General features: G+C 68.6%; 27 protein-coding genes and 3 pseudogenes. 12 read left to right on the top strand and 18 right to left on the bottom strand.

Features of this window, described 5'->3' with window-relative positions; all coding sequences use genetic code 11:
- Positions 1-31: 31 nt before the first annotated feature.
- From ACEYYH_RS17400 to ACEYYH_RS17410, 3 genes are all read right to left on the bottom strand, one after another.
- The gene (locus ACEYYH_RS17400) at positions 32-484 is read right to left on the bottom strand and encodes an Hsp20/alpha crystallin family protein (protein WP_116195751.1); all 453 of its coding nucleotides are present in this window, start codon (positions 482-484) and stop codon (positions 32-34) included.
- A 138-nt stretch (positions 485-622) separates the two neighbouring features.
- Positions 623-2,206, bottom strand: coding sequence for an L-serine ammonia-lyase, iron-sulfur-dependent, subunit alpha (locus tag ACEYYH_RS17405; RefSeq protein WP_374975563.1), 1,584 nt, complete (start codon positions 2,204-2,206; stop codon positions 623-625).
- 104 nt (positions 2,207-2,310) lie between these two features.
- Positions 2,311-2,682: a VOC family protein gene (locus tag ACEYYH_RS17410; protein ID WP_374975564.1), complete on the bottom strand. Its 372-nt coding sequence runs from the start codon at positions 2,680-2,682 to the stop codon at positions 2,311-2,313.
- 104 nt (positions 2,683-2,786) lie between these two features.
- Between ACEYYH_RS17410 and ACEYYH_RS17415 the strand changes: the two genes are divergently transcribed.
- Positions 2,787-2,951 (top strand): hypothetical protein, encoded by a 165-nt coding sequence (locus tag ACEYYH_RS17415; RefSeq protein WP_374975565.1) that lies wholly within the window; start codon positions 2,787-2,789, stop codon positions 2,949-2,951.
- Positions 2,952-2,974: 23 nt separating this feature from the next.
- Here the strand turns inward: ACEYYH_RS17415 and ACEYYH_RS17420 are convergent, their stop codons facing one another.
- Positions 2,975-3,817, bottom strand: a complete 843-nt coding sequence (locus ACEYYH_RS17420; protein WP_374975566.1) for an NAD(P)H-hydrate dehydratase — start codon at positions 3,815-3,817, stop codon at positions 2,975-2,977.
- A complete protein-coding gene (locus ACEYYH_RS17425; RefSeq protein WP_374975567.1) occupies positions 3,801-4,526 on the bottom strand; it encodes a histidine phosphatase family protein in 726 nt (241 codons plus the stop codon). The genes ACEYYH_RS17420 and ACEYYH_RS17425 overlap by 17 nt, the downstream gene beginning before the upstream one ends.
- Positions 4,527-4,566: 40 nt before the next feature.
- Between ACEYYH_RS17425 and ACEYYH_RS17430 the strand changes: the two genes are divergently transcribed.
- Entirely contained in the window at positions 4,567-5,049 is a 483-nt protein-coding gene (locus ACEYYH_RS17430) for an alpha/beta fold hydrolase (protein ID WP_374975568.1), read from the top strand.
- 102 nt (positions 5,050-5,151) lie between these two features.
- Here the strand turns inward: ACEYYH_RS17430 and ACEYYH_RS17435 are convergent, their stop codons facing one another.
- The 3 genes from ACEYYH_RS17435 to ACEYYH_RS17445 form a co-directional block, all read right to left on the bottom strand.
- Entirely contained in the window at positions 5,152-6,237 is a 1,086-nt protein-coding gene (locus tag ACEYYH_RS17435) for a winged helix DNA-binding domain-containing protein (RefSeq protein ID WP_374975569.1), read from the bottom strand.
- 164 nt (positions 6,238-6,401) lie between these two features.
- A complete protein-coding gene (locus ACEYYH_RS17440; protein ID WP_374975570.1) occupies positions 6,402-6,572 on the bottom strand; it encodes a hypothetical protein in 171 nt (56 codons plus the stop codon).
- A gap of 67 nt (positions 6,573-6,639) precedes the next feature.
- Positions 6,640-6,867 (bottom strand): RNA-binding S4 domain-containing protein, encoded by a 228-nt coding sequence (locus ACEYYH_RS17445; protein WP_116195746.1) that lies wholly within the window; start codon positions 6,865-6,867, stop codon positions 6,640-6,642.
- 58 nt (positions 6,868-6,925) lie between these two features.
- On the opposite strand from ACEYYH_RS17445, the gene ACEYYH_RS17450 reads away from it, so the two are divergent.
- The 3 genes from ACEYYH_RS17450 to ACEYYH_RS17460 are packed head-to-tail and all read left to right on the top strand — an operon-like array spanning position 6,926 to position 8,415.
- Positions 6,926-7,264, top strand: coding sequence for a metalloregulator ArsR/SmtB family transcription factor (locus tag ACEYYH_RS17450; RefSeq protein ID WP_116195745.1), 339 nt, complete (start codon positions 6,926-6,928; stop codon positions 7,262-7,264).
- A 1-nt stretch (position 7,265) separates the two neighbouring features.
- Positions 7,266-7,913, top strand: a complete 648-nt coding sequence (locus tag ACEYYH_RS17455) for a dihydrofolate reductase family protein (RefSeq protein ID WP_374975571.1) — start codon at positions 7,266-7,268, stop codon at positions 7,911-7,913.
- A 10-nt stretch (positions 7,914-7,923) separates the two neighbouring features.
- Positions 7,924-8,415, top strand: a complete 492-nt coding sequence (locus ACEYYH_RS17460; RefSeq protein WP_374975572.1) for an SRPBCC domain-containing protein — start codon at positions 7,924-7,926, stop codon at positions 8,413-8,415.
- Positions 8,416-8,427: 12 nt separating this feature from the next.
- Here the strand turns inward: ACEYYH_RS17460 and ACEYYH_RS17465 are convergent, their stop codons facing one another.
- Positions 8,428-8,697, bottom strand: coding sequence for a hypothetical protein (locus tag ACEYYH_RS17465; protein WP_374975573.1), 270 nt, complete (start codon positions 8,695-8,697; stop codon positions 8,428-8,430).
- Between the two features lie 374 nt (positions 8,698-9,071).
- On the opposite strand from ACEYYH_RS17465, the gene ACEYYH_RS17470 reads away from it, so the two are divergent.
- Entirely contained in the window at positions 9,072-9,866 is a 795-nt protein-coding gene (locus tag ACEYYH_RS17470; RefSeq protein ID WP_374975574.1) for a hypothetical protein, read from the top strand.
- Entirely contained in the window at positions 9,859-10,761 is a 903-nt protein-coding gene (locus ACEYYH_RS17475) for a hypothetical protein (protein ID WP_374975575.1), read from the top strand. The genes ACEYYH_RS17470 and ACEYYH_RS17475 overlap by 8 nt, the downstream gene beginning before the upstream one ends.
- Before the next feature lie 93 nt (positions 10,762-10,854).
- On the opposite strand, the gene ACEYYH_RS17480 is transcribed toward ACEYYH_RS17475, so the two are convergent.
- Positions 10,855-11,364 (bottom strand): GNAT family N-acetyltransferase, encoded by a 510-nt coding sequence (locus ACEYYH_RS17480; RefSeq protein ID WP_374975576.1) that lies wholly within the window; start codon positions 11,362-11,364, stop codon positions 10,855-10,857.
- Between the two features lie 91 nt (positions 11,365-11,455).
- Here ACEYYH_RS17480 and ACEYYH_RS17485 point away from each other — a divergent pair, with 91 nt between their 5' ends.
- Positions 11,456-12,097: an LON peptidase substrate-binding domain-containing protein gene (locus tag ACEYYH_RS17485; RefSeq protein WP_374975577.1), complete on the top strand. Its 642-nt coding sequence runs from the start codon at positions 11,456-11,458 to the stop codon at positions 12,095-12,097.
- A 472-nt stretch (positions 12,098-12,569) separates the two neighbouring features.
- On the opposite strand, the gene ACEYYH_RS17490 is transcribed toward ACEYYH_RS17485, so the two are convergent.
- On the bottom strand, positions 12,570-12,833 hold the full coding sequence (locus ACEYYH_RS17490) for a ribbon-helix-helix domain-containing protein (RefSeq protein WP_374975578.1): 264 nt from the start codon (positions 12,831-12,833) through the stop codon (positions 12,570-12,572).
- A 279-nt stretch (positions 12,834-13,112) separates the two neighbouring features.
- On the bottom strand, positions 13,113-13,418 hold the full coding sequence (locus ACEYYH_RS17495; RefSeq protein ID WP_374975579.1) for an NIPSNAP family protein: 306 nt from the start codon (positions 13,416-13,418) through the stop codon (positions 13,113-13,115).
- A 216-nt stretch (positions 13,419-13,634) separates the two neighbouring features.
- Between ACEYYH_RS17495 and ACEYYH_RS17500 the strand changes: the two genes are divergently transcribed.
- Positions 13,635-14,792, top strand: coding sequence for a DUF4232 domain-containing protein (locus tag ACEYYH_RS17500; RefSeq protein WP_374975580.1), 1,158 nt, complete (start codon positions 13,635-13,637; stop codon positions 14,790-14,792).
- Between the two features lie 28 nt (positions 14,793-14,820).
- On the opposite strand, the gene ACEYYH_RS17505 is transcribed toward ACEYYH_RS17500, so the two are convergent.
- Positions 14,821-15,294, bottom strand: coding sequence for a hypothetical protein (locus ACEYYH_RS17505; RefSeq protein WP_374975581.1), 474 nt, complete (start codon positions 15,292-15,294; stop codon positions 14,821-14,823).
- 95 nt (positions 15,295-15,389) lie between these two features.
- Entirely contained in the window at positions 15,390-15,872 is a 483-nt protein-coding gene (locus ACEYYH_RS17510) for a MarR family winged helix-turn-helix transcriptional regulator (RefSeq protein WP_374975582.1), read from the bottom strand.
- Between the two features lie 86 nt (positions 15,873-15,958).
- Here ACEYYH_RS17510 and ACEYYH_RS17515 point away from each other — a divergent pair, with 86 nt between their 5' ends.
- The gene (locus ACEYYH_RS17515) at positions 15,959-16,441 is read left to right on the top strand and encodes a hypothetical protein (protein ID WP_374975583.1); all 483 of its coding nucleotides are present in this window, start codon (positions 15,959-15,961) and stop codon (positions 16,439-16,441) included.
- A 208-nt stretch (positions 16,442-16,649) separates the two neighbouring features.
- On the opposite strand, the gene istB is transcribed toward ACEYYH_RS17515, so the two are convergent.
- Positions 16,650-17,450: an IS21-like element helper ATPase IstB gene (gene istB, locus ACEYYH_RS17520; RefSeq protein WP_374975584.1), complete on the bottom strand. Its 801-nt coding sequence runs from the start codon at positions 17,448-17,450 to the stop codon at positions 16,650-16,652.
- Positions 17,450-18,659: pseudogene (istA, locus tag ACEYYH_RS17525) on the bottom strand (IS21 family transposase). The gene istB and the pseudogene istA overlap by 1 nt, the downstream one beginning before the upstream one ends.
- On the opposite strand from istA, the gene ACEYYH_RS17530 reads away from it, so the two are divergent.
- Entirely contained in the window at positions 18,562-18,771 is a 210-nt protein-coding gene (locus tag ACEYYH_RS17530; RefSeq protein WP_374978296.1) for a hypothetical protein, read from the top strand. The pseudogene istA and the gene ACEYYH_RS17530 overlap by 98 nt on opposite strands.
- Positions 18,772-19,124: 353 nt before the next feature.
- Here ACEYYH_RS17530 and ACEYYH_RS17535 read toward each other — a convergent pair.
- Together ACEYYH_RS17535 and ACEYYH_RS17540 are read right to left on the bottom strand one after the other, a co-directional pair.
- Positions 19,125-19,268, bottom strand: a pseudogene (locus ACEYYH_RS17535) (toxin); the annotation flags it as partial.
- 54 nt (positions 19,269-19,322) lie between these two features.
- Positions 19,323-20,672: pseudogene (locus ACEYYH_RS17540) on the bottom strand (esterase-like activity of phytase family protein); the annotation flags it as partial.
- Between ACEYYH_RS17540 and ACEYYH_RS17545 the strand changes: the two are divergent.
- Positions 20,635-21,249, top strand: a complete 615-nt coding sequence (locus ACEYYH_RS17545; RefSeq protein WP_374975585.1) for a hypothetical protein — start codon at positions 20,635-20,637, stop codon at positions 21,247-21,249. The pseudogene ACEYYH_RS17540 and the gene ACEYYH_RS17545 sit on opposite strands and share 38 nt — an antisense overlap.
- Positions 21,250-21,259 lie beyond the last annotated feature (10 nt).

A 21,259-nucleotide genomic window follows, 5' to 3' on the forward strand; every position in this document is an offset into this window, starting at 1 on the left:
TGGTCGGCGAGGCATCCGCTCTGGAACGGCCCTACTGTTCGATCGGCTGGGGCGCGTCGGATTCGTGTGCGGTGATCGTGGGCGCGCCGCCCTCGGACATGACCTCGATCTTGCGCGGCTTCGCCTTCTCGCTGACCGGGATCGTCACGCTCAGCACGCCGTTGTTGTAGCTCGCCGAGATGCGCGCGGTGTCGACGCCCTGGCCGAGGTTGAGCTGGCGCAGGAAGCTCGCGGCCTCGCGCTCGCGGGTGATCCACTTGACGTCGTCGCCGCTGGTCAGCGTCCGCTCGGCGCGGATCGTCAGCAACTGGCCGTCGACGTCGATGTCGACCGAGCCCGGGTCGATGCCGGGAAGGTCGGCGGTCAGGACGTAGTGGTCCCCGTCGCGGTACAGGTCCATCGGCATGCGGCGCGGTCCCCGTCGCGTGTCGAAGAGACCGGCAGCAAGGCGGTCGAGGTCCCGGAAGGGGTCGTAGGTGGCCATGGTTATCTCCTCTCGATCTGGGAGTTGAGTCGAATCGGCTCAACTAAGTCGAGATTAGCACTCTCATGATGCGAGTGCTAAGTACTTCCGCGTTCGCCCTGAACGAACGGGCGCGGGCTGAGACTGGTTGAGCCGCGGTCAGCACTCGATGACGTTGACCGCGAGGCCGCCCTCGCTCGTCTCCTTGTACTTGTGCGACATGTCGATGCCGGTCTGGCGCATGGTCTCGACGACCGCGTCGAGCGAGACGTAGTGGCTCCCGTCGCCGCGCAGGGCGAGGCGTGCCGCCGTGACCGCGGTCGACGCGGCGATCGCGTTGCGCTCGATGCACGGGATCTGCACGAGCCCGCCGACGGGGTCGCACGTGAGGCCGAGGTGGTGCTCCATCGCGATCTCGGCGGCGTTCTCGATCTGGCGGTTCGTGCCGCCCATCACGGCGGTGAGGCCCCCGGCGGCCATCGCGCACGCCGATCCGACCTCCGCCTGGCACCCGCCTTCGGCACCCGAGATCGAGGCGTTCGCTTTGAACAGCGACCCCAGCGCGGTGGCAGTGAGGAGGAATCGACGGATGCCACGGCGACGGTTCGCCTCCGCAACCTGCTCGTCGTTCCAGCCTGCGGCCTCCTCGGTGGTCGCCGCGTGGCCGCGGTATCCCAGCAGGGCGCTGCCGACGAGCTCGCCGTAGGGCGTCACCGCGTTGCCGGCGCCGAGCCCGGAATCGGCGAGGAAGCGCCACCAGTACATCGCGACCGCGGGGAGGATGCCGGCGGCGCCGTTCGTCGGCGCGGTGACGACGCGCCCGCCCGCGGCGTTCTCCTCGTTCACCGCGAGCGCGAAGGCGCCCAGCCACTCCCCCGGGAGCTCTCGCCGGCCGTCGGCCTCCGAGGCCTCGAGCTGCTCGCGGATGGCGGCGGCACGTCGCTTGACGCCCAGCACGCCCGGGAGCACGCCCCCGGACTGCAGGCCCGCCTCGACGCACGCGGCCATCGTGTCCCAGATCGCGTCGAGGCCCTCGGCGATGTCCTCGTCGGGACGCAGCGCCTCCTCGTTGATGCGCGCGGCCTCGGCGATCGTGATCCCGCGCTCGTCGCACACGGCGAGCAGCTCCTCGGCGCTCGAGAAGTCGAGGGGGAACGCGTGGGCGCGCACTTCGGGCGCCTCGCCTTCGCGGCGGATGAAGCCGCCGCCGACGGAGTAGTAGGTCTCGCGGACGAGGAGTCCGGCATCCGTCTCCGCCATCGGCTCGATGTGCGGGGCCGATCCGGTCTCGCGAACGCCGGGCGCGGCGAGCGCGCGGGCCGGTCCGTCGCCGGGCGAGCTCCACGCCTCGAGCGTCATCGCGTTCGGGTGAGCGGGCAGGCGCGTGCGGGGTGCGAATACGACGTCGCCCCGCTCGAACGGCACCTCATGCGTGCCGGCCAACTCGAGCGCGCGGCCGTCGGGCCACGCGGTCCACGCCGAGCGCACAGCATCCGGATCCGCTGTCTCGGGTTCGAGACCCTGCAGACCTGCCACCACGGCGTCGGGGGTGCCGTGACCGATGCCCGTCGCGCCGAGCGAGCCGTACAGCGTGCAGGTGACGCGGCCCACCCGCGGCAGCGTGCCGCTTTCGCGGAGGCGGACGACGAAATCGTGGGCGGCCCGCATGGGGCCGACCGTGTGGGAGCTCGAGGGTCCTACGCCGATGGAGAACAGCTCGAACGCCGAGACGTAGGCGCTCATCGCCACCAGGCTAACTCGACAGGAGTGTGCACACTGGCTCCCGTTACGGACTCGATACGAGCACGATGCCTACGTGTTCGCCGTCTCATGTTGCAGCATGACGATCAGGTGGCGACGGGTCGGAACGAGACGAGGCCGACGGTGTTGCCCTCGGAGTCCTTGACGAAGGCCTGCCACTCGTCGTGCCGCGCGGGGCCGAGCGTGTCGTCCTCGTGGGTGAAGATCACGTGCGGCGGCGCGACGATCTCGGCTCGACCGCCGAGGCGCTCGAGCGCCGCCGCGACGTCATCGACCTGGAGGTACAGCACGGCCGACGGGGCGTTGCGGTCGAGCAGCAGCCGGACGCCGTCGAGGTCGAAGAAGAGCAGACCGGGCGGATCGAAGACCGCCGTCGCGTCGGCGCCGAGGAGCGAGCCGTAGAAGCCGGCGGCGCGCTGGAGGTCGTCGGCGTGCTGGGCGACCTGCACGAGTCTCATGGCGTCATTGTCGTCCCCACACACCGCCAGGGCCAGGGATCCCACCCTTCCGGTCCGACGGCAGCGAGGAGTATCAATGAGTCAGGCGATCCGGGAGGTTGGCGATGCTCTTCGTGTTCTATCTGATCCTGTTGGTCGGCGGGATGGCCCTGGTGGGTCTGTCGTTCGCTCTGCCGCTGCCGGCTCTCTGGTTCGTGCTGGGGGTGCTCTGCATCGGGGCCGCGGTGGCTGTTCCGATCACGGCGAGCGCGTTCGAACAGCGCAGATAGCGAGGCGGCTCCTCTTCGTGCGGTCATCGTCCGCTGAGGCTGTGGACGGCAGGCGTCAGCTCGCGCGCCAGATCCCGCGCGAGGAAGCCTAGGCCGATCCGCTCGCCGAGCCTGACGCCCGCGCGAGCATGCGCCCACGAGCCCCACACCGCCGCGCGCGCGGGGTCCACGCCGCGCGCGGAGAATCCTGAGAGGGCGCCCGCGAGCACGTCCCCGCTTCCGGAAGTGCCCAATCCGCCGTCGCCCTCGTCGAGCCTCCACGCGCGACCGTCGGGATGCGCCACCACGCCGTAGCAGTTCACGACCGCATCGAACTCGCGGGCGATCTCGCGGACGTCGGCGACGTCATCGGCGAGCTCGCGACCGAGCAGGATCTTCGCCTCGTCCTTGTTCGGATTGAGGATGAGATCGGCGGGGAGGCTGCCGCGATCGATCTCGGGCAGCACGCCGAGCGCGAAGGCGTCGAGCACCACGAGACGGGGCTTCGTCGCGGCGATCGCGCGCAGCGTCTCCCGCGTCTCGTCGGCGTCACTGAAGCCAGGCCCGACCAGCACGGCATCGGCCGACGCCACCCGCTCCCCCAGCTCCCCGTCCAGAGGCGCGCCGGCTTCGTCGGGGAGCGCGAGGATGCCGGCCTCCGGAAGCGCGATGCCGACCTGAGCGTCGATCGACTGCGGCACCGCGAGCGCGACGCGCCCCGCACCGACCCGCAGCGCCGACTCGCCCGCGAGGAGCACGGCCCCGGGCGAGGTGCGCGATCCGCCGACGACCACGACGTCGCCGCGGGACTTCTTCGAGTCGCCAGGATCGGGCAGGCCCCACTCCCTCAGCAGGGCTTCGGTCACAGGCTCAGCGCGGCTGGACATCGGGATCCCCGGGGTGAGCGGTGACATCGGCGCCCTCGCGCTGCAGGTGGGCCACGTCCGAGAAGGCGGCGAGCTCCCAGCCGGCCTCGGTACGGATCACGTGGGTGATCGAGGCGTTCAACACGGTGTGATCGTCGGCGAAGCTGAGCAGCTCGTCCTCGCGCAACGGCAGCAGGATGTAGAGCAGCAGCATGACCACCGCGTCGTGCACGACCAGCATCGCCGTCTCGGGCCCGCTCTCGAGCGCCTCTCGGAGGAACGACCGGAGCCGCAGCGCGACGTCCGCCCATGACTCCCCTCCCGGCGGTCGATGGTAGAACTTGCCGAGGTGGCGGCGCCGCGAGAACTCTTCGGGGTGCAGACGTGCGACACCCTGCCTCGTGAGCAGATCCAGGGTCCCGAGCTCTCGGTCGCGCAGCCGCTCGTCCAGGAAGACCGTCCGGCCCGCCGCTCCGTCGCCGAGAGCGATCGCGAGCGTTTCCCGTGCTCGCGCGTAGGGCGAGACACAGTACAGGTCGATGCCGTCGCGGTGGTCGGCGAGCCACGCTCCGAGCGCCGCCGCCTGTTCCCGCCCGGTGTCCGACAGAGGGACGTCGGCATCCCGCACGTCGAGCGGGATCACATCGAGACCCTCGATCTCGGCCCGCGTCGCCGCGATGTTCCCGATGCTCTCCCCGTGCCGGACGAGCCACAGCTCTCTCACTGCCATCGGCCCAGGCTAGGCACGTCACCCGAGCTGCGGATCCCCATTGACAGACGGTGGCGGTGGCGCCTGCACGGTCGTCGGCGATCGTTCACCCGGCGCAACCGGACACCACTGGCGTCGACGCGGCTCCGCCCTCGCGGTCGCCGATCCGACCACGGTGCTCGACGTCGCCGGCTACCCGGGCGCGCCGGAGGGCGTGGCCGAGGCGTTCCTCAAGCCGGAGACCGTGCATGAGGCGTTCGCGCAGGACCTCCCCGAGGCGGATCGCTGGACGATCGTCGCGACGCAGCGTCCGGCATCCTTCGTCGCGAACGTGACGCCGTCGGCCGCGCCCGCGTGGAAGACGATCCCGAGCTGGGCCGTGCTCGGCACCGAGGACCGCGTCATCCCGATCGACACGCAGCGCCGCATGGCAGAGCGAGCCGGCGCCACGATCACCGAGGTGGACGCGTCGCACGTCTCGATGGTGTCGCAGCCGGAGGCGACGCTCGACGCGATCCGCGCCGCGGCGGCATCGATCGGCTGATCCTTCCGTCACGCGGATCCCCCGGTATCGCACGCTCCGCGCCCGTGCGATACCGGGGCAGTCCCGTCTCCTCGACACGGCGCCGAGATCCGGTGCGTTCCGTCACACTCCGCCGGGGCTCCCCGGCTCCTGCCACACCAGGCGCGGCGCGAGTTCGAGGTACCGGGCGCAGCGGACCGCAGCATCCTGAATCGCGTCCTCTTCCTCGGGAGCAAGTCGCCGCAGCTTGCGGATCTCGAAGGTCACCGCCCGCGCCGTGAGCGTGCGCTTCATCCCCGCGACCACCTGCCCGTCCACGAGCGCCATGCCGATCGTGGTCTCGCGCCCGCGCGACAGCAGTCGGTCGGCATCGAGCGCCCAGCGCGAGTCCTGATAGCCGCGATACATCTCGTCGAGCACCTGCAGCAGGTGGCCTTTCGGCGAAACGGATGCTGCGGGCCGGCCGGGAGCGTGCCAATAGGTGCGATCGTCGTGATCGAACGAATCGAGTCGCTCCGCCGCACCCGCGAGTCCGCGGCGCACGTCGGTGAGGGTGAGCGTCGCCCAGTACGCGAGGTCGCGTTCGGTCGCGGGTCCGTGGGAGGTGAAATAGCGGAGGGCGAGCTCGACGAGCGCCTCATCCCGGTCCAGCCGCTGGGGTGCGCCGACCCGGTCGGAGAAGAGCGCGTAGGTGTGCTCTCCATCGCGCGGAACCCCGCTGCAGATCTCGGCGTGCAGCTCGAGACGGCCGGCCAGGAGCATGAGCTGCATTCCCGTCAGCTCGTGGCCGCACCCCGCGAGGGCGTCGGCGAGCTCGGTGCGCGTGCGGTCCGGGGATTCGGCAAGGGTGGCGAGCACGACGTCGGTGAGGGCGGTCAGGCGATCGCCGAGCGGGACGAGCTGCTGGTCTACCGTCGGCAGCACGCGGTCGCGGGTGAGCTCGAGGAGCCACAGCGCGTCGTCGGCGTGGACGTAGTGCCACGTCGGGCGGAGCACATGCGTCCTCAGCACGCGTCCGCTCGCCAGCAGACCGGCGAGATCGGCCGGGCTCGGGTGGCGCGTGCGGGTGGCCACGGCCCACGCCGATTGCGACGGGTTCTCGGCCTGCACGGCGAGGAGCGACCGCACGACGTCCTCCGCGCCGTCGACGGGTGCCGCGAGATGCTGCGAGTGCAGTCGCCAGCGTGCGATGTCCCGATCGGTGAGCACACGACGAGCGTATGCGGCGCGGGCGCCCCGGGTCGACGGCTGCCATGGTCTCCCGGCGGGGCCCGGGCAACGGGGCATCGATCTGTTCCCGCGAACGACGCAGTCACCCAGCGCGGCTGCCGCCCGAACTGCGGCGAGGAGGCCCGGTCGGTGACCGAACTCGGTCAGTCCTGCGCGAGGTGCAGCCCAGCGCTGGTGAAGTAGGTCACCTCGCCGGTGGCGTCCTCGACCCCGAACACCCACTTTCCGGAAGGCGTCGCCCGCATATCGATGATGATGCCGCGGGCGTTCGTCGTGAAGACATCGTCACCGGGCTTGAAAGCGGCCTGGGTCATATCTCGGATGGTACGAGGTACGGGTCGCGCCTCGCCTCCCCCGTGGGGCGGATCTTGTCCTCAGCCCTCACGGGCAGACGCGGACCGCGCGGCCCTCGAAGGTCACGACGTCGCCGAGTTGCAGCTGCCGTCCGCGGCGGCGATCAACCTCGCCGTTCACGAGCACGTAGCCGTCGATGATCGCTTCCTTCACATTCCCACCGGAGTCGAGAAGCCCAGCGAACTTGAGGAACTGCCCGAGGCGAATGGATTCGCCGCCGATCGGGACGTCTTCGATCGGAGCCGGGTTCGTCATCCCCGCATGCTAGCCGACCATGTTGACGGGTCCGCCCCTCTTCGGAATAGTTAGGTACATGCCTAACTATTCCGGAGAGCTGGATGCTGTTCTCCGCGCTCTCGCGGATCCCACTCGCCGCGCGGTCGTCGAGCGGCTGGCGAAATCGCCTGCCGTCGTCTCCGACCTGATGACGCCGTTCTCGATGGCACTGCCGTCGCTGCTTCAGCACCTGCGGGTTCTCGAGGACGCCAGAGTCGTCACCTCGAGCAAACAAGGACGCGTCCGGACGGTGAGCCTGCGACCGGGCGCGCTCGACGTCCTGCATCTCTGGCTCGGCGAGCAACGCACCTCTGCGGAACGCCAGGCAGACCGCCTCGGCATCCATCTGGCCCGCACCACATCGAAGGAGATCTGACATGACCCGCGTTCGCATCGACTTGTTCTCGTCGCTCGACGGCTACACATCGGCACCCGACCCCGAGGCCGACAACCCGATGGGCGACGACTGGGCTCCGCTGACAGCGGCATACGCGGCGACGCGCACCTTCCGGCAGAAGGTCTTCGGCGACACGAGCGGCGCGGGCACGACCGGGCTCGACGAGTCGTTCGCCGCTGCGTTCTTCGAGGGCGTGGGCGCCGAGATCATGGGCGCGGCGATGTTCGGTCTGCACGCGTTTCCCGATGACCCGGACTGGAAGGGCTGGTGGGGTGACCAGCCGCCATTCGGCACCCCCGTCTATGTGCTCACGCACTCCGCTCCGCGGCCGGCGATCCCGATGGCCGGCGGAACGACGTTCGAATTCCGGGGCGGCGCGATCGAGAACGTGCTCGCGGAGGCGACCACCGCCGCCGGCGGTCTCGACGTGCGGGTCGGCGGCGGCGTGCGCACGGCGCGCGAATTCCTCCGCGCCGGACTCGTCGACGACCTCCACGTCGCGATCGCGCCGATCGTGCTCGGCCGCGGCATCCGCGTCTGGGATGACCTGCGGGGCCTCGAATCGACACACAGGGTGCAGACCCAGGTCGCCGAGAGCGGCACGATCCACGTCACCTTCACCCGCTAGGAAGCACCCCATGACGATCGACCGCCGACTGGCCCACTCCGGATTCACTCTCACTCGCGACTACCCCGTGCCCGTCGGAAGGGTCTGGCAGGCGTTCGCCGACGGGGAGCAGAAGCGCCGCTGGGTCAGCGACGGAGACGCCTTCGAGCCTGGCGAGTGGGCGTTCGACTTCCGCGTCGGCGGACGCGACGTCGACGAGGCACGGTTCCACGGAGGGCCGCTCTCGCGGTACGAGGCGGTCTACACCGACATCGTCGAACACGTTCGCATCGTCACGACCTACGACATGTGGCTCGACGGCATCCACATGTCCACATCGGTGGCGTCCTTCGAGTTCGAGCAGCTCCCCGACGGCACCAGGCTCACGCACGTCGAACACGGCGTCTTCTTCGACAGGTTCTGGGCGGACGGCCCGAACCGCGAAGAGGGCAGCCGAGGCCTGCTGGAAGCCCTCGCCCGTCATCTCGAAGAGCATTCGGGCGGCAGGATGCTGCGTCCCTAGCGTCTCCGGGACCTACCAGACGGTGCCGCCGCCGATCGAGATGCCGCCCCACGTGAGCGCGATGAAGATTCCGGCGAACACGACGGGCGCGATGCCCTTGCCGCTGCGCGCGAGTCCCTTGAGAAGGGCGATCACGGCGAGGATTGCGGCGACGATCGAAAGTGCGCCGCCCAGGATCAGCCCGATGAACAGCGGGATGGGCATGAGCACGAGGCCGGCGAGCGCGAACCAGAACGCGGCCCAGGCAGTCGGGTTGGACTGACGTTCGACGGAGGAGGACATGGCTCCATCATCGCGTGCCGCGGAGAGACAGGAGACCCGCGGCTCACCAAGACCCGAAACTCTCGGGCGAGCCCGGCTTCGATTCGCGTGCCGCTCTCCAGCGTGCTGCCGACGCCAAGGCCCGCACCGCACCCCATCTGCTCCCACTCCCCATCCCGAATCTGAATAAGGCACATCAACGACTCATCCTCGTGCAAGGAGATCGGCATTGGCGGGAGCGACCGGACGCGACGCGTGGCGTGCTTGCTTGGGCTGACAGGTATCAGCCTTGCCATCACGCCCTCCATACCGCTGAGGATCACCTCGTCCGCGGCCGCTGACGCTCGCCAATCACCGCAGCAGAAGCCGCGGGCGCCGGCACGAGGGGGTGTGCGATGACGAGTACCCGTCGCACGTACGCGGTGGTGGTATGCGGAGTCATCGTCGCGACGGCGTGGGCGTGGCTCGCGGGCTGCGCTGGTCTGACCCCGCTGTCGGAGGTCCTCGACGAGGACGAGACGACGGAGCAGAGTCCCCCGCCGACCGACACGCCGAGCCCGACAGTGGCCGACGACGGGTCCGATGTGAGCGGATCCGGCGGTGAAGATGAGCGAGAGACCGTGATCTACATCTGGTCGTTGCCCCCGGACCCGGAGACCCCGACGTTCAACGACGACAGCGCGTACGAGTCGCTGTTCCGGAACGATTGCGATTCGGCCGAACAGCTCATTACGCGCACTGCGACCTCCTCGCCGAACTACGGGGCGTGGACCAGCCCGCGTGCCGTCGTTTTCACCGCAGCGGGCGTGGCGTACTGTCGCGGCGACGCCGCGACCGGCGCAGCGCTTACTCGTCAAGCCATCGCTGATTACGGCACGCAAGGACTCGGCCCCGCTGACACTCCCTGGTGCAAGCTCTACCGTGCGCTGCAGAGCGTCATCGAGCAGCGCCCGCCCGACTCCTTCGAATGCCTCGGTCTCTGGCCGGACGGGCCGGATTTCCAGACGGGCACCGATGCGAACGGCTGGACCTTGTGGGACGACCCGCTGACGGCCGCTGACGAATCGGCGCCAATCCCCGCACCCGAGACTCCATCGGAGCCCAGCCAGACGCCGTCTCCGTCACCGTCTTTGTCGCCATCCGATACCGCTGGGACGGACGAACAGCTACCAGGATCGTCCGATGAGTGAGCCTGGATCCGACAGCCCGGATCGCAGTGGGTTGGTGAAGACCATCACCGCGATCGTGCTCAATGTCGGCGTGCTGACCGCGCTCCTGGTGTACCTCGGATGGGCACGAAGCGATCGCATGGCCGACGAACTCGGCATCGACGAAGCGATACTCGGGATGTCCGCGCAGGACTATCTCTTGCGCAGCGTGCAGGCGGTGTTCGTGCCGATCCTGGCGGCGGGTCTGGCTGGATTCGCGTGGTTCGCGTTCGACCGGTGGTGGACGGTGCGTCGCGCGATCCGAGGCGACGACGACCCGCTCGTTCGGGGGGTCGCTCGCTGGGCGTGGCTCTTTGCCATCGGCGTGATTCTTCTCGGTGTCGGGCTGGGGTTCATGGGATTCGCCGAGACCTTCGTCGCGGGGCCTCTCGTGTGCGCCGCGGGGTTGCTCCTGTTGATGTATGGCGCGCACCTGCGCGCGAAACTGCCCGGAGCTATCCGGTCGTCGTCGCTGGCAGAGACCGTCTTCCGCGGGGCAACAGCGCTGCTCGTAGCGGTAGGAGTGTTCTGGTCGGCGACGAACTATGCAGTCGTCGAGGGGGCGGTGCTGGCCGACGGCTATGAGGACAAGGTCAAGGATCTTCCGGGCGTCGAGGTGGACAGCACGCACCCGCTCGATATCTCCGCCCCGGGGGTGCGCACGCTCTGTCATAGCGACGGAGAGATGGTGCGGTACCGGTACACGGGACTGCGGCTGCTCGACCGGACCGGTGCGAACTACTTCTTCATATCGGATGACTGGACGGACGAATACGGCGTCGTCGTGGCGCTGCCCACCGACGGCGAAGGCACGCGATTCACGTTCGTTCGCGACCCCGGCGGCGAGCGCGAAGACGGTGCCTACGTGCCCTGCTGAGTTGAGCTCGACGACCGGCTGATCCTGAAGCCGGGCTGGAACCGGGGCGTCCCATGGTAGGTCGCTCGGGCCTCGCCCGGACGATGGCCGGCCCTAGGCGACCGCGAAGGGCATGCTCAGAACCCAGCGCAGTGTTCCGTTGTTACCTCGATCGTCGTTTTCCCGATGCATCCCGATCTTCTCCGCCACCCGGGTCGACGCGCGGTTCTCGGGGTGGACAATCGCGATGACTTCCTCGGCTCCGAGTCGGTCTCTCGCGAAGTCGCGGCACGCGGCGGCCGCTTCTGTCGCGAGCCCCAGCCCTTGCCAGCGGGGCAGGACGTGGTACCCGATCTCGAGGCGCATGATTCCGTTGACGTCCTGCCACGTGAGGCCACAATCCCCGACGAACTCCCCCGCGATGGTTTCGATGATCCAAAGCCCGTGTCCGTACTGGACGTAATTCTTCAGGTTCCAGTCGATCCACGACGACGCCTGCTCGCGCGTCTTCGGGGCGGGATAGAACCGCATGACCTCCGCGTCGCCGAGAAGGCCGGCCATCGCGGGCAGATCGGCTGGAGCCATCTGGCGAAAGCCCAGGCGCGGAGTATTCGACGGAAGCATCCGTCGACCATAGCGAAAGCCTCCGCCCACTCCGCATCGGGTAGCCCACCGAGAGGCGCGGGCGACGCGTCCGGCTGATTGACTGGTGCCCATGGACGCGGTCGCGATGTTCCCGTTGGGTAGCGTCCTGCTGCCATACACGCCGCTGGTAGTGCGGGTGTTCGAACCGCGCTACCTCACCATGATCGGTCACCTGCTCGACGTGGAGGATCCTGAGTTCGGTGTAGTTCTCATCGAGCGGGGGCTCGAGGCAGGCGGTGGGGATCAGCGCTCCTCCACCGGCACGATGGCGCGGATCCTGCAGATCGAGGCGGGCGCCACGGACCTGTACGTGGTCGCCGTGGGCGGGGAACGGATCACTGTCGACCGATGGCGCGAGGACGACCCGCACCCGGTGGCCGACGTGTCGAGGATGGCTCCCCTCGTGTGGGACGAGGCGCTCGCACCGCTCCACCGCGAGGCTGAGCGGGTCGTGCGCCGCCTCGCCGCTCTCGCCTCCGTCCTTGATGAGGCGCGATGGGATCCCGGAACTGACATCTCGGATGACCCGGTGGAGTCGTCCTGGCAGCTCGCCGCGATCGCTCCGCTGGGCGAGTACGACCGGTTCCGTCTGCTGAACTCGACCAGCCTCGGAGGCCTGCTCCGCGACATCATCGACCTGTGCCTCGAGGAGGAACCAGCGCTCATCGCGCGCGCCGCCGATGTGCGCGACGCGGATTCCGGCGACTCCTGAGGCCTAGACGGAATCGTCAGGCGGCGTGATGATCGCCTCCGGCGTTATCGCGCGTGTCCGACGAATCCTGCCGACGGCCCACGCCCCCGCGACGAACGAAGCGATCGCCAGAGCAACCGCGAGCAGGAGCGCCGGCCCGTTGAGGGCCGCACTTGCCGCAAGCCAGATCGCAGCGACAAACGCTACTGAAGCAATACCGAGAGTGAGTGAAGGAGCCGCATAGCGCACGGTTGACACTCTGCCCCGCCATATGGAGCACCGCAAAGGTCGGCGAGAGCCGGGTCCGTGATCGGACGCGTCCTTCGCGTATAACCGGTTTGCTGGGCAGTGCCCGATATGGGTCCTTCAGCTCGCGCCCCCGACCGATAAGTGGCCCGTCGCGCATCACGCGACTGAGTTACACCCGAGCGCCATACGGGTAGACGGCGAGTGCCTTCCGAGATGCCGTGTTTGAGCGCCGAGCCGTGGACGTTCACCCGGCGTAAGCGGCGAGCGCGTCTCGGATCAGCTCGGATCGCGTCTTGTGCGCTCGCGCTGCACGTGCGTCCAGCTCGGCAAGCTCCTCGCTCGTAAGCCGCAGTGCGACGACCTGCGACGGCTCTGCACCTCGCCCGGGGCGGCGACGTCCGCGCTTCTTCAGCGCATCGACGTCGTAGCCAGCGTCGGCTTCCGCCACCCACTCCGAGATCTGCTGCTCGGTGACCGGTACACCATTGATGGTTTCGCCCGCGCTCATGCAAGCATGCGTAATACGAAAATCAAGAACGGGCCAGACTGGAACGGCGGAATCGCGCGCCCGAGCGCCGGGCGGCGGACGCGGCGCTGAACCGTGAGCATGATGTCGCCCCACAGGTGAGGCGCCGGGCAGTCAGCGTTCGCAAGGCCGGCCGTGATCGGACATCTCAGCGGCCCGGTCATGGGTGCATGACGCTTTGCGGCAACCTCAGCCACCATCCCGCTGGACGATTCAGCGAGACTCCCCTGCGGCTCAACCCCGATGCCCGCCGATGGACCGCTATGCGAACACCGGCGAGAGGAATCGACGCTCGTAGCGGCGGATGCACCCGGTCCGTCGTGCGAGCTCGAATGCGTTCTGACACCCTGGGTCCGTCTTCGAGGCGTTCCGGTAGACCTCATAGTCGGCCAGCGACGGAAAGGTGAACAGCGCGAACGCTTCGTCGCTGTCGCCCTCGCTGGGCAGGAAGTAGCCGTGGTGGGTTCCGCCGAGCTTGTTGACGAGGTGGATCCAGGCGCGGCCGTATTCGGTGAAGTCGTCGAGCTTGTCGGGATCGATCTCATAGCGAAGATGAACAGTGATCATCGAAGGTCCTTCAATTGGGGCGCTTCCACGAGTCTTGCCGATGCGTAGGCTGCGCGACGACGATCGCCGTCCCGTGCGCAAAGAGTGGCAGAGAGCGCTCGGAAAGTTGGCAGAGCGAAGCGCGCTGAGCGACCGGTACGCGTGCGCTCGACCATCGAGTGACCTTGGGTCCTCACGGCGGCTCCCGTGCCGCTGACTACGCCAGGATGGGACGTGATGCGCACCTCCATCAGCCGCCGCCTGCTCGCATCGAGCGCGCTCGCGGCCGGACTGTGGCTGCTGTTCGCCGTGGGCCGATGGCTCCTCTCGCGGGTACAGGGGCCGGCCGCCCAGCTTGCCCGCCTGGTCCCCGAGGTGGTGCCGGCGGGACTCCTGTGGGGCGAGAGCGGCATCTGGCTGATGCTCGCTCTCCTCGTCGGCGCGGTCTCGATCGCACTCGTGCACGCCTCGCTCGCCGAGGTCACTGCGCGCGGTGCAGGGATGTTCGTCCCGGCATGGTTCGCGACGGTGGCCGCGGGCGCCGTGGTGGGGCTCGCGCTGGACCTCGCCGTCGCGTGGGATTCTCTCGGAGACTTCGGACCCCGCGGGCTACTGGTCGGCGAGTTCGGTGCCGCCGCGGCCGCCGGGGCCCTCTGGGGTCTCGGGGTCGGATGGATGCCAGGCCTCGTCGCCCGAGCCTCTGCGCCCGTGGTAACAGCTGAAGGCCGGCCGGCGTCATCGGGGATTCGGTCGAGGTGGCTTGTGCCCGCGGCATCCTTCTCCGTCATTGCCGTGCTGCTGTCCGGGGTGGCGGCCCACGCCGCGCGCACCGCCGCCATCGAGGCAGAGGTCGCGGCGCGGCAGGAAGCCGAGGCTGAGACCACGTTCGGCGCACTCCCCGACCCCGAGGCACCCGGTGTGCCCGTTCCCGAAGCGGCGAACGTCAGCCTGACCGGCCTCGACCCCGCATGGTGCACGTCCGACAGAGCGATGGTGCTGAAGGGTGAGCCCGACGCAGCGACCGGGCACCGCGGCATGCCGATCCGGCTCATGAACTTCTCGGACCAACCGTGCGTGATCGAGGGGTACCCCGATGTGGCATTCGGCGACCAGAACCAGCACCTGCTTGACGTAACCATCGAGCACGGCGGGTCCTTCATGGCGCAGGATCCGGGTCCCCAGCGCATCGAGGTCCCCGCCGGAGGCTACGCGGTGACAGTGCTCGGATGGGACGCCGCCTCGCCGCACGGAGCGCTCGTGACGAAGACCGTCTACGCCGCACCGACGGCAGGGATGTCCCGCGGATCATGGCCGATCGATCTCGACATCGTTGAAGGCTCGACCGTCGCGGTCACCGCCTGGACGCTCGACACCGCGCCCGCGTCGTCCGGCTGATCCTTAGTCCACCGTCTCGCGCGCGGTCCTAGACAGAGTCCTCGTACGCCTCGTCCGGTGTAACTGTCGATTGGTGGACTGATCCTCGGTCAGCGGCGAGGGCTCGTCGTGCGGTAAACCACCAGCCCAGCGCAACGGCGGGGCTTGCGGATATCGCGACGATGGCCGCAGGAAGTGTCATATTCCCGTAGCCGTCCGCCGGGATCCCCCAGGCGGGTACCCACAGTGCAACCACCGTCGCCACAACGCCGACCGCCAGTCCGAACGACGCGAAGGCGAGCAGATGCCAGGGCACCTTCGGCTGCCGGCGCATCGCCCAGCCCAAAGCGAAAGCCGCCGGCGAGCCGAGCAGCAGAGCCCCCAAGGACCACGGGATGGTCGCATACAGGCTCCACACTCCATAGCCGGCCAGAGGGACTAGCAGCAGTAGCTGATGCAGACCGAGGAACCACACCCACCCGGCGATCGCTCCGCGTGCGAACTCCCACCTGGTGAAACGCATCGGCTCCGTATCGGTCCGCGGTGACAGAGGCAGCGGATCATCAGCCATGTTGCCAACGTAGTGGCGACCCTGCGTCGCACGGTCATCGATCGCGATCAGGAGCGGGCAATCCTCGGCTGCTCGGTCCCCTCCGAGCCTATGAGGCCGGCAAGCACCGCCCGCACGTCGGTGAGTGCATCGGCGCCGAACTCGCGTCGCCACTGCCGTTCGCGCTGTTCTAGGAAGTCCGCGGCTCGCCTGCAGAAGTCCTCGCCGCGATCGGTGAGACGCACCAGCTGCGCCCGCCCGTCACTGGGGTCGTTCGTCACTGTCGTGACGCTGGCATCCGTCAGGTCGCGCACGAGCGCGGCGACCGCTTGGCGCGTGATGCCGAGGCGTCCCGCGAGGGTGACGAGCCTGGTGCCGCCCGGCTCCAGTTCCGCGATCAGCGGCACATGGGCCGGGCGGATCCCCGAAGTCCCCTGAGGGTCGAGCGCGGCGAGAGCCTGGTCGTTGACGGCTCGGGATGCTGCCATCAGCAGTCTTGCGAGATCGTGGTGGGCGGCCTCGGTGAAGCGAATGAGGTCCTCATCTGACATGGCGCCTCCTTGACAGCAGATAGGCAATCTGATTGCCTACTTACGCAATTCCCTTGCTATTCTCATCGGAACGGATCACTACGCCAATGCGCACCTCACCCCTCATCCCCGGAGAATCCCTACCCGAACTCGAGTTGACCCGCTCCGACGGCGCCGTGGCCGAGCTTTGCGATCTGCTCGACAAAGACCGCACCCTGGTCTACTTCATGCGCACCCCCACCTGCCCGGTATGTCATTCGCACCTTCGCCAGATGACGCGCACAACCTTCGGCGGTGGCGCCCTGGCACGCCGCATTGTCGTCGTCGTGCCTGGCGACTCGAATGACGCGGCGACCGTCGCTGCCCGGCATCCCGAGCTGTCCGACCGCATCGTAGCCTCCGCCACTGCTCACGAATCCATCGGTCTCTTCGTTCGCGCGGGGCTCCAACAGTCCGGCACGTTCGTCGTGGACTCGGCGCGGACCGTGCTGACCGCGCGGACCGCGACCATCCCCCTGGGCTCCTTCAACGAAGCGGAAGCGCTCGAAGCGCTGGGCGAGACGAACGCGCCGGCCACGCGCACCGCATGAGGCAATCGAGCAACAGCTCGGACATACTCGGCTGCACGGCGCAGTCCCGGCAGCGGTGTTCGACCAAGAATCCCAGTGCGCGCGGTCGGCTCCCCCTTCCGAGCAGGGCCCGCATGGGGATCCCTAGCGCTCCCCCGAAGCATCGGTGTCGGCGGCGCGTGAACTCTGAACGTTATCGGCGCTCGAATAGTGAACGGTTGCGGGCAGTCTAGCCAGGGGTTTCGTCGGTGGTGGTGCGGATGCTGGGGAGGCTGTCGATGCCGCGTCCGCGGAGCCGGTAGCTGGCGCCTTTGAGGGTGAGGACGTCGGCGTGGTGGACGATCCGGTCGATCATTGCGGCGGCGACGGCCTGGTCTCCGAAGACCCCGCCCCAACCTGAGAACGGCAGGTTCGAGGTGAGGATCAGCGAGGCGTGTTCGTAGCGGGATGAGACGAGCTGGAAGAGCAAGTTGGCGGCGTCCTGCTCGAAGGGCAGGTAACCGACTTCGTCGACGATGATCAACCCGTAACGCCGCAGCCTCGCGAGCTCACGAGGCAGGTTCCCTTGCCGGTGCGCGTCGGTGAGCCGGGTGACCCAGTCCGTCGCGGTCGCGCAAGACAAGACCCGGTGCCCGTGCCGGGCCGCGACGATCCCCAATGCGACCGCCAAATGCGTCTTCCCTGTTCCGGGCGGGCCGAGCAGCACCACATTCTGCGCCTCGAGGAGGAACCCGCCCGAGGCCAGCGCGGCGACCTGCTGCCGGGCGGTGGGCTGCGCGTCCCAGTCGAAGTCCTCCAGCGTCTTGCGCGCCGGGAACCCGGCCGCCTTGATTCGCAGCTCCGCGCCGGAGGCGTTGCGCGCCGAGACTTCGCGCTCCAGGATCGCGGCGAGGTAGTCCTCGAACGACCACCCTGCATCGCGGGCTTGGTCGGCCATCCGGCTGGCGGCTTCGGTGATCCGGGGCGCTTTGAGCGCGCCGGCGAGGTAGGTGATCTGCTTCACCGACTCCGTGTTCTTCGCGGCGCCCATCAGCTGAGCCCGCCGTCGATGAGTCCGAATGCGCGGTCGTAGTCCGCGAGGTCGCGGGTCAGGTCCTCGCTGCCTGTCGCGGTGGCTCGGGGCTGCTGGAACTGGCGGCGCAATCCGGCGGCCGCGTCGACATGGGCGGGATCGGTGACGACCCGCCCGCGCGCCCAGAGCCGCGGATGGTCGGCGATCACCCGCCCCTCCAGCCGTACTCGGACCCGGGTCAGGTCCGCGCTCACGTCGACGACGCGGCCGATCGCGCGCGGGTCGACGGAGTAGTCGTTGGTGTCGATGCGGACGTAGTAGTCCCGGCCCAACCGGATCCGGTTGCGCCATCCCAGGTGCAGCGGGATCGGCGGCAACGGCAGCATCGCCGCCAGATCCGCGGCGAGCCGGTCCATCGGTGATGCGCCCAGGGTGCGCACGATGCGGCGGTTGGCGAGGGCGAGCCAGTCGGTGAACTGCTCGTTGAAGTCCGCCGGCGAGATGAACGAGCGGCCGGGCATGAACGACGTTTCGAACCAGCCATTGCGCCGCTCCACGACGCCCTTCGATTCGGGATCCCGGGGCGGCAGCAGCACCAGCTTGGTCGCCAGCCAGGGTGCCCATGAACGCGTCGACGCCATCGGCGTGACGCTTGCCGCGGCCGATGCCGGGCTCGTTGTCCCAGAGCAGCCGGCGCGGGACCCGCCCGAGCTGCTCGATCAGCTCCCACATGCCCAGCAGCAGGTCCTCAGTCTTGCGGGTCGGGATCATCCGCCCGGCCGCGAACCTCGAGTGCGCCGGGGTGATCACCAGCACCGGCAGCAGCTTCGCCGTCCCGTCCTCGAGCGGGATCTTCCGCGGCGGGAACCACAGGTCGCACTGCGCCGCGTCCCCGGCCGCCCACACCAGCCGGTCGGCCGGGTCGATGCGCTGCTGCTCCGGCCGCAACCGGTTCACGTTGTCCCGGAACCAGCGGATCGACCCCGTCCACCCGACCCGCTCGGCGAGCACCGTCGCCGGCATATCCGGCGTCTCTGCCAGCAGCTCGCGCACCCGCGGCTCGAACGGTGTGAACGACGTCGGCGTAGCTTTTCGCTCGTAGTGAGGCGGTGCGTCCGAGGCCACCGCCTTGATCACCGTCGTCCGCGAGATCCCCAAACGCTCGGCGATCCGCGCCTTCGGCTCACCCTCCGCGGCGAGCCTCCTGATGAGCGCCCAATCCTCCAAAGTGATCACTCTCCAATCGTTGAGTGTTCACTTTTCGCGCGCCGTTACTGACCAGTTTTCGAGCGCCGTCGACAGCATCGGCCACGGCCACTGCACAGCGGCCACCTTCTAGTGCACACATGGGTGCACACATGCGTGCACACATCCGGACGGCACCACGTCTGATTCCGACGATGTCGACGCACGGCATCCTTGGGACTCCGCTGCCCGATCGCAAAACCTGCTGATTCGCGGTCAAACGTTGCTGCCCCTGAATCAGCGGGGACGCGACGCTCGGCAGAAACACGAAAACCCGCGGGAATCCGCGGGCTTTCTATGCTTACTGTCTCAACACAGTGCGCGCCCGAAGGGACTCGAACCCCTAACCTTCTGATCCGTAGGCAAGCGGGGACGCGGCGAACTTCCGCGTGATTCCGCGGAGCTCGACCCCTTGTGCACACATGCGTGCACACATGGCTATCGGCCTCAGGGGAGCAGGTCGAGCATCTGCGGACGCGCCTTCATGGCGTGGATGACGAGCTCGTTGCCACTGTCGAAGACAAGCACGACGGTCTCGAGCAGCCGCCCCTGAGTGTCGAACCCGAGCCTCAGCTGGCGGGACGGCGAATCCAGCACGCCGTCCTTGGTCGAGACCACATCGGGCTCGATGTAGTCGGCGCACTGCACGATCGCCGTCTCGTAGGCCGCGAGGGTGTGCTCGGGGCGCGACCCGCTCGCGCCGCGGTGGCCGATGAGGCTCACCGTCGACGGCTGAATCTTGATCTTGTCGAGGTCGATGACCGCGAACTCGGTGTCGTCGGGCGTGCCCGGGATGCGCGCGTCGTTGCCCGGGTAGTTGTTGTCGTTGCCGATGAGCAGGCTGCCGTCCTTCAGCTGGACGACCGTCTCGAACGACTGGACGGGTAGCGAGTAGATCTCGCCGGTGCCGTAGCCGTCGCCCGCGCCGATGCCGTGCGGGTTCGCGATGCGCAGCGCGTCGAGCACCAGGCTCTTCTCGAGGTAGCCCTCGGCGTCGGTGCGGCGCAGGTCGACCTCGTAGACGCGCTTCGTGACCGACTGCTCGCCCTCGAAGTCGTCGCGCTCGATCAGGATCAGCACGTCATTGCGCACGGTGAACACGTCGCCGATGACGTTGGGCTCCTGGTCGGTCTGGTAGCTCCAGGTGCGGCCGGTGTACTGCCCGGCGCGTGTGTCGAACTCGAGGATCTCGCGCCGGCGCAGGTCGGAGTCGTCGGCGTACGAGCCCTCGACGATGGGGTACAGGTAGCGCCCGTTGACCGAGGCGGCCATCGCCTCGAATCCGCGGCTCGCGCGCACGCGCGGCGTTTCACCCGGCTGCAGGTAGGGGTTCTGGGGCGACTTGGCGCCGTCAAGCGCGTACGGCTTCTCCAGCAGCGTGCCCTCGGCGTCGAAGTGCAGCAGGAAGGGCCCGAACTCCTCGCCGACCCAGAAGGTGCCGTCCTTCGCCTTGACGACGGACTCGATGTCGAAGTCGCCGCCGGTGAGGAGGCGGTCGGCGGTTCCCTCGTTCACGATGGGGAAGTCGAGCACGCGGTTGCGGTCGTTGTATGAGATGAAGCGCTCGATCTGGATCTCGCCCCCGCCGCCGTCGGCGGTCTGCCAGGCGGGACGCACCAGGTAGTTGCGCAGGAGGAAGTCGGCGGAGTTGCCCTTCGCACCGAAGCCGTTGTCCGGCTGCGCCCAGAAGGTGTCGTCGCCGTTGTCGAGCGCGGCCGAGAAGCCGGGGATGACCTGGCCGTCCCATGGTCCGGTGCGACCGTTGGCCGGGCTCACGAGAGCGCCCGATGCGGGACCCGCCTCGAGGTGGTCGGCCGACAGCGTCGCACGGGCGACCAACGTGGGCACGTGGGTCTGCACGTACGGCGATTGTGAGGTCCCGCTGGAAGCACCTGCGGCGACGGCTGGTGCGGGAACGAGTGCGACCGCCGACACGGCGGCGATCGCGGCGGCCACTGTGCGCGTCACCGCGCTCGGGATTCGAATCATGCTCATGGCGACGAGCCAATCGCCGGCGTCCGTCACTCGCGTGAAGCCCGAGCGAAACCTATGCACATGGGCGATGAACGAATCCGGCGCACGCCGAGCCCTGGCGACTCTTCGCCTGCACTGGTACACGGCGGCGCCGACCGGCGCGTCCGAGTACGCCATTCCGGGGGCGACGACGGCAGGGGACATCCCGGTCCGCGAGCTCGCGTACACCACGGTGGAAGCGGAGTTGGCAAACCAGATCAAGGGGGTGCACGACCTGTATGTCGTCTTCGGATCGAAGGACGTGCGCGTCAAGGATCTTCAGACCCTGGGTGCACCGTCGCCGACGCTGTCGACCCCGACCATCACCGGTTCACCCGCGGTCGGGCAGCAGCTGACGGCGAAGGTGGACTCGGTGAGCCGAGGGGCCGAATTGAGCTATCAGTGGCTCGTCGATGGCGCGCCGATCCGCGGCGCCGACCGCGCGAAGTACAAGGTGGGCCCGAAGGACAAGGGGAAGACCATCGCGGTGACGGCGACCGCGACCTCCCGCGATGGCGGGTCAACATCCGCGACATCAGAAGGAGTCCACATCCAATGATGTGACAGCC

Source organism: Microbacterium trichothecenolyticum (assembly GCF_041938625.1).
Taxonomy (GTDB): Bacteria; Actinomycetota; Actinomycetes; order Actinomycetales; family Microbacteriaceae; genus Microbacterium; species Microbacterium trichothecenolyticum_D.

Coding starts and splice junctions, on each gene's coding strand:
- ACEYYH_RS17400 (WP_116195751.1), bottom strand. CDS start 484: ATGGCCACCTACGACCCCTTCCGGGACCTCGACCGCCTTGCTGCCGGT.
- ACEYYH_RS17405 (WP_374975563.1), bottom strand. CDS start 2,206: ATGAGCGCCTACGTCTCGGCGTTCGAGCTGTTCTCCATCGGCGTAGGA.
- ACEYYH_RS17410 (WP_374975564.1), bottom strand. CDS start 2,682: ATGAGACTCGTGCAGGTCGCCCAGCACGCCGACGACCTCCAGCGCGCC.
- ACEYYH_RS17415 (WP_374975565.1), top strand. CDS start 2,787: ATGCTCTTCGTGTTCTATCTGATCCTGTTGGTCGGCGGGATGGCCCTG.
- ACEYYH_RS17420 (WP_374975566.1), bottom strand. CDS start 3,817: ATGTCCAGCCGCGCTGAGCCTGTGACCGAAGCCCTGCTGAGGGAGTGG.
- ACEYYH_RS17425 (WP_374975567.1), bottom strand. CDS start 4,526: ATGGCAGTGAGAGAGCTGTGGCTCGTCCGGCACGGGGAGAGCATCGGG.
- ACEYYH_RS17440 (WP_374975570.1), bottom strand. CDS start 6,572: ATGACCCAGGCCGCTTTCAAGCCCGGTGACGATGTCTTCACGACGAAC.
- ACEYYH_RS17445 (WP_116195746.1), bottom strand. CDS start 6,867: ATGACGAACCCGGCTCCGATCGAAGACGTCCCGATCGGCGGCGAATCC.
- ACEYYH_RS17450 (WP_116195745.1), top strand. CDS start 6,926: ATGCCTAACTATTCCGGAGAGCTGGATGCTGTTCTCCGCGCTCTCGCG.
- ACEYYH_RS17455 (WP_374975571.1), top strand. CDS start 7,266: ATGACCCGCGTTCGCATCGACTTGTTCTCGTCGCTCGACGGCTACACA.
- ACEYYH_RS17460 (WP_374975572.1), top strand. CDS start 7,924: ATGACGATCGACCGCCGACTGGCCCACTCCGGATTCACTCTCACTCGC.
- ACEYYH_RS17465 (WP_374975573.1), bottom strand. CDS start 8,697: ATGTCCTCCTCCGTCGAACGTCAGTCCAACCCGACTGCCTGGGCCGCG.
- ACEYYH_RS17470 (WP_374975574.1), top strand. CDS start 9,072: ATGACGAGTACCCGTCGCACGTACGCGGTGGTGGTATGCGGAGTCATC.
- ACEYYH_RS17475 (WP_374975575.1), top strand. CDS start 9,859: ATGAGTGAGCCTGGATCCGACAGCCCGGATCGCAGTGGGTTGGTGAAG.
- ACEYYH_RS17480 (WP_374975576.1), bottom strand. CDS start 11,364: ATGCTTCCGTCGAATACTCCGCGCCTGGGCTTTCGCCAGATGGCTCCA.
- ACEYYH_RS17485 (WP_374975577.1), top strand. CDS start 11,456: ATGGACGCGGTCGCGATGTTCCCGTTGGGTAGCGTCCTGCTGCCATAC.
- ACEYYH_RS17490 (WP_374975578.1), bottom strand. CDS start 12,833: ATGAGCGCGGGCGAAACCATCAATGGTGTACCGGTCACCGAGCAGCAG.
- ACEYYH_RS17495 (WP_374975579.1), bottom strand. CDS start 13,418: ATGATCACTGTTCATCTTCGCTATGAGATCGATCCCGACAAGCTCGAC.
- ACEYYH_RS17500 (WP_374975580.1), top strand. CDS start 13,635: ATGCGCACCTCCATCAGCCGCCGCCTGCTCGCATCGAGCGCGCTCGCG.
- ACEYYH_RS17505 (WP_374975581.1), bottom strand. CDS start 15,294: ATGCGTTTCACCAGGTGGGAGTTCGCACGCGGAGCGATCGCCGGGTGG.
- ACEYYH_RS17510 (WP_374975582.1), bottom strand. CDS start 15,872: ATGTCAGATGAGGACCTCATTCGCTTCACCGAGGCCGCCCACCACGAT.
- ACEYYH_RS17515 (WP_374975583.1), top strand. CDS start 15,959: ATGCGCACCTCACCCCTCATCCCCGGAGAATCCCTACCCGAACTCGAG.
- istB (WP_374975584.1), bottom strand. CDS start 17,450: ATGGGCGCCGCGAAGAACACGGAGTCGGTGAAGCAGATCACCTACCTC.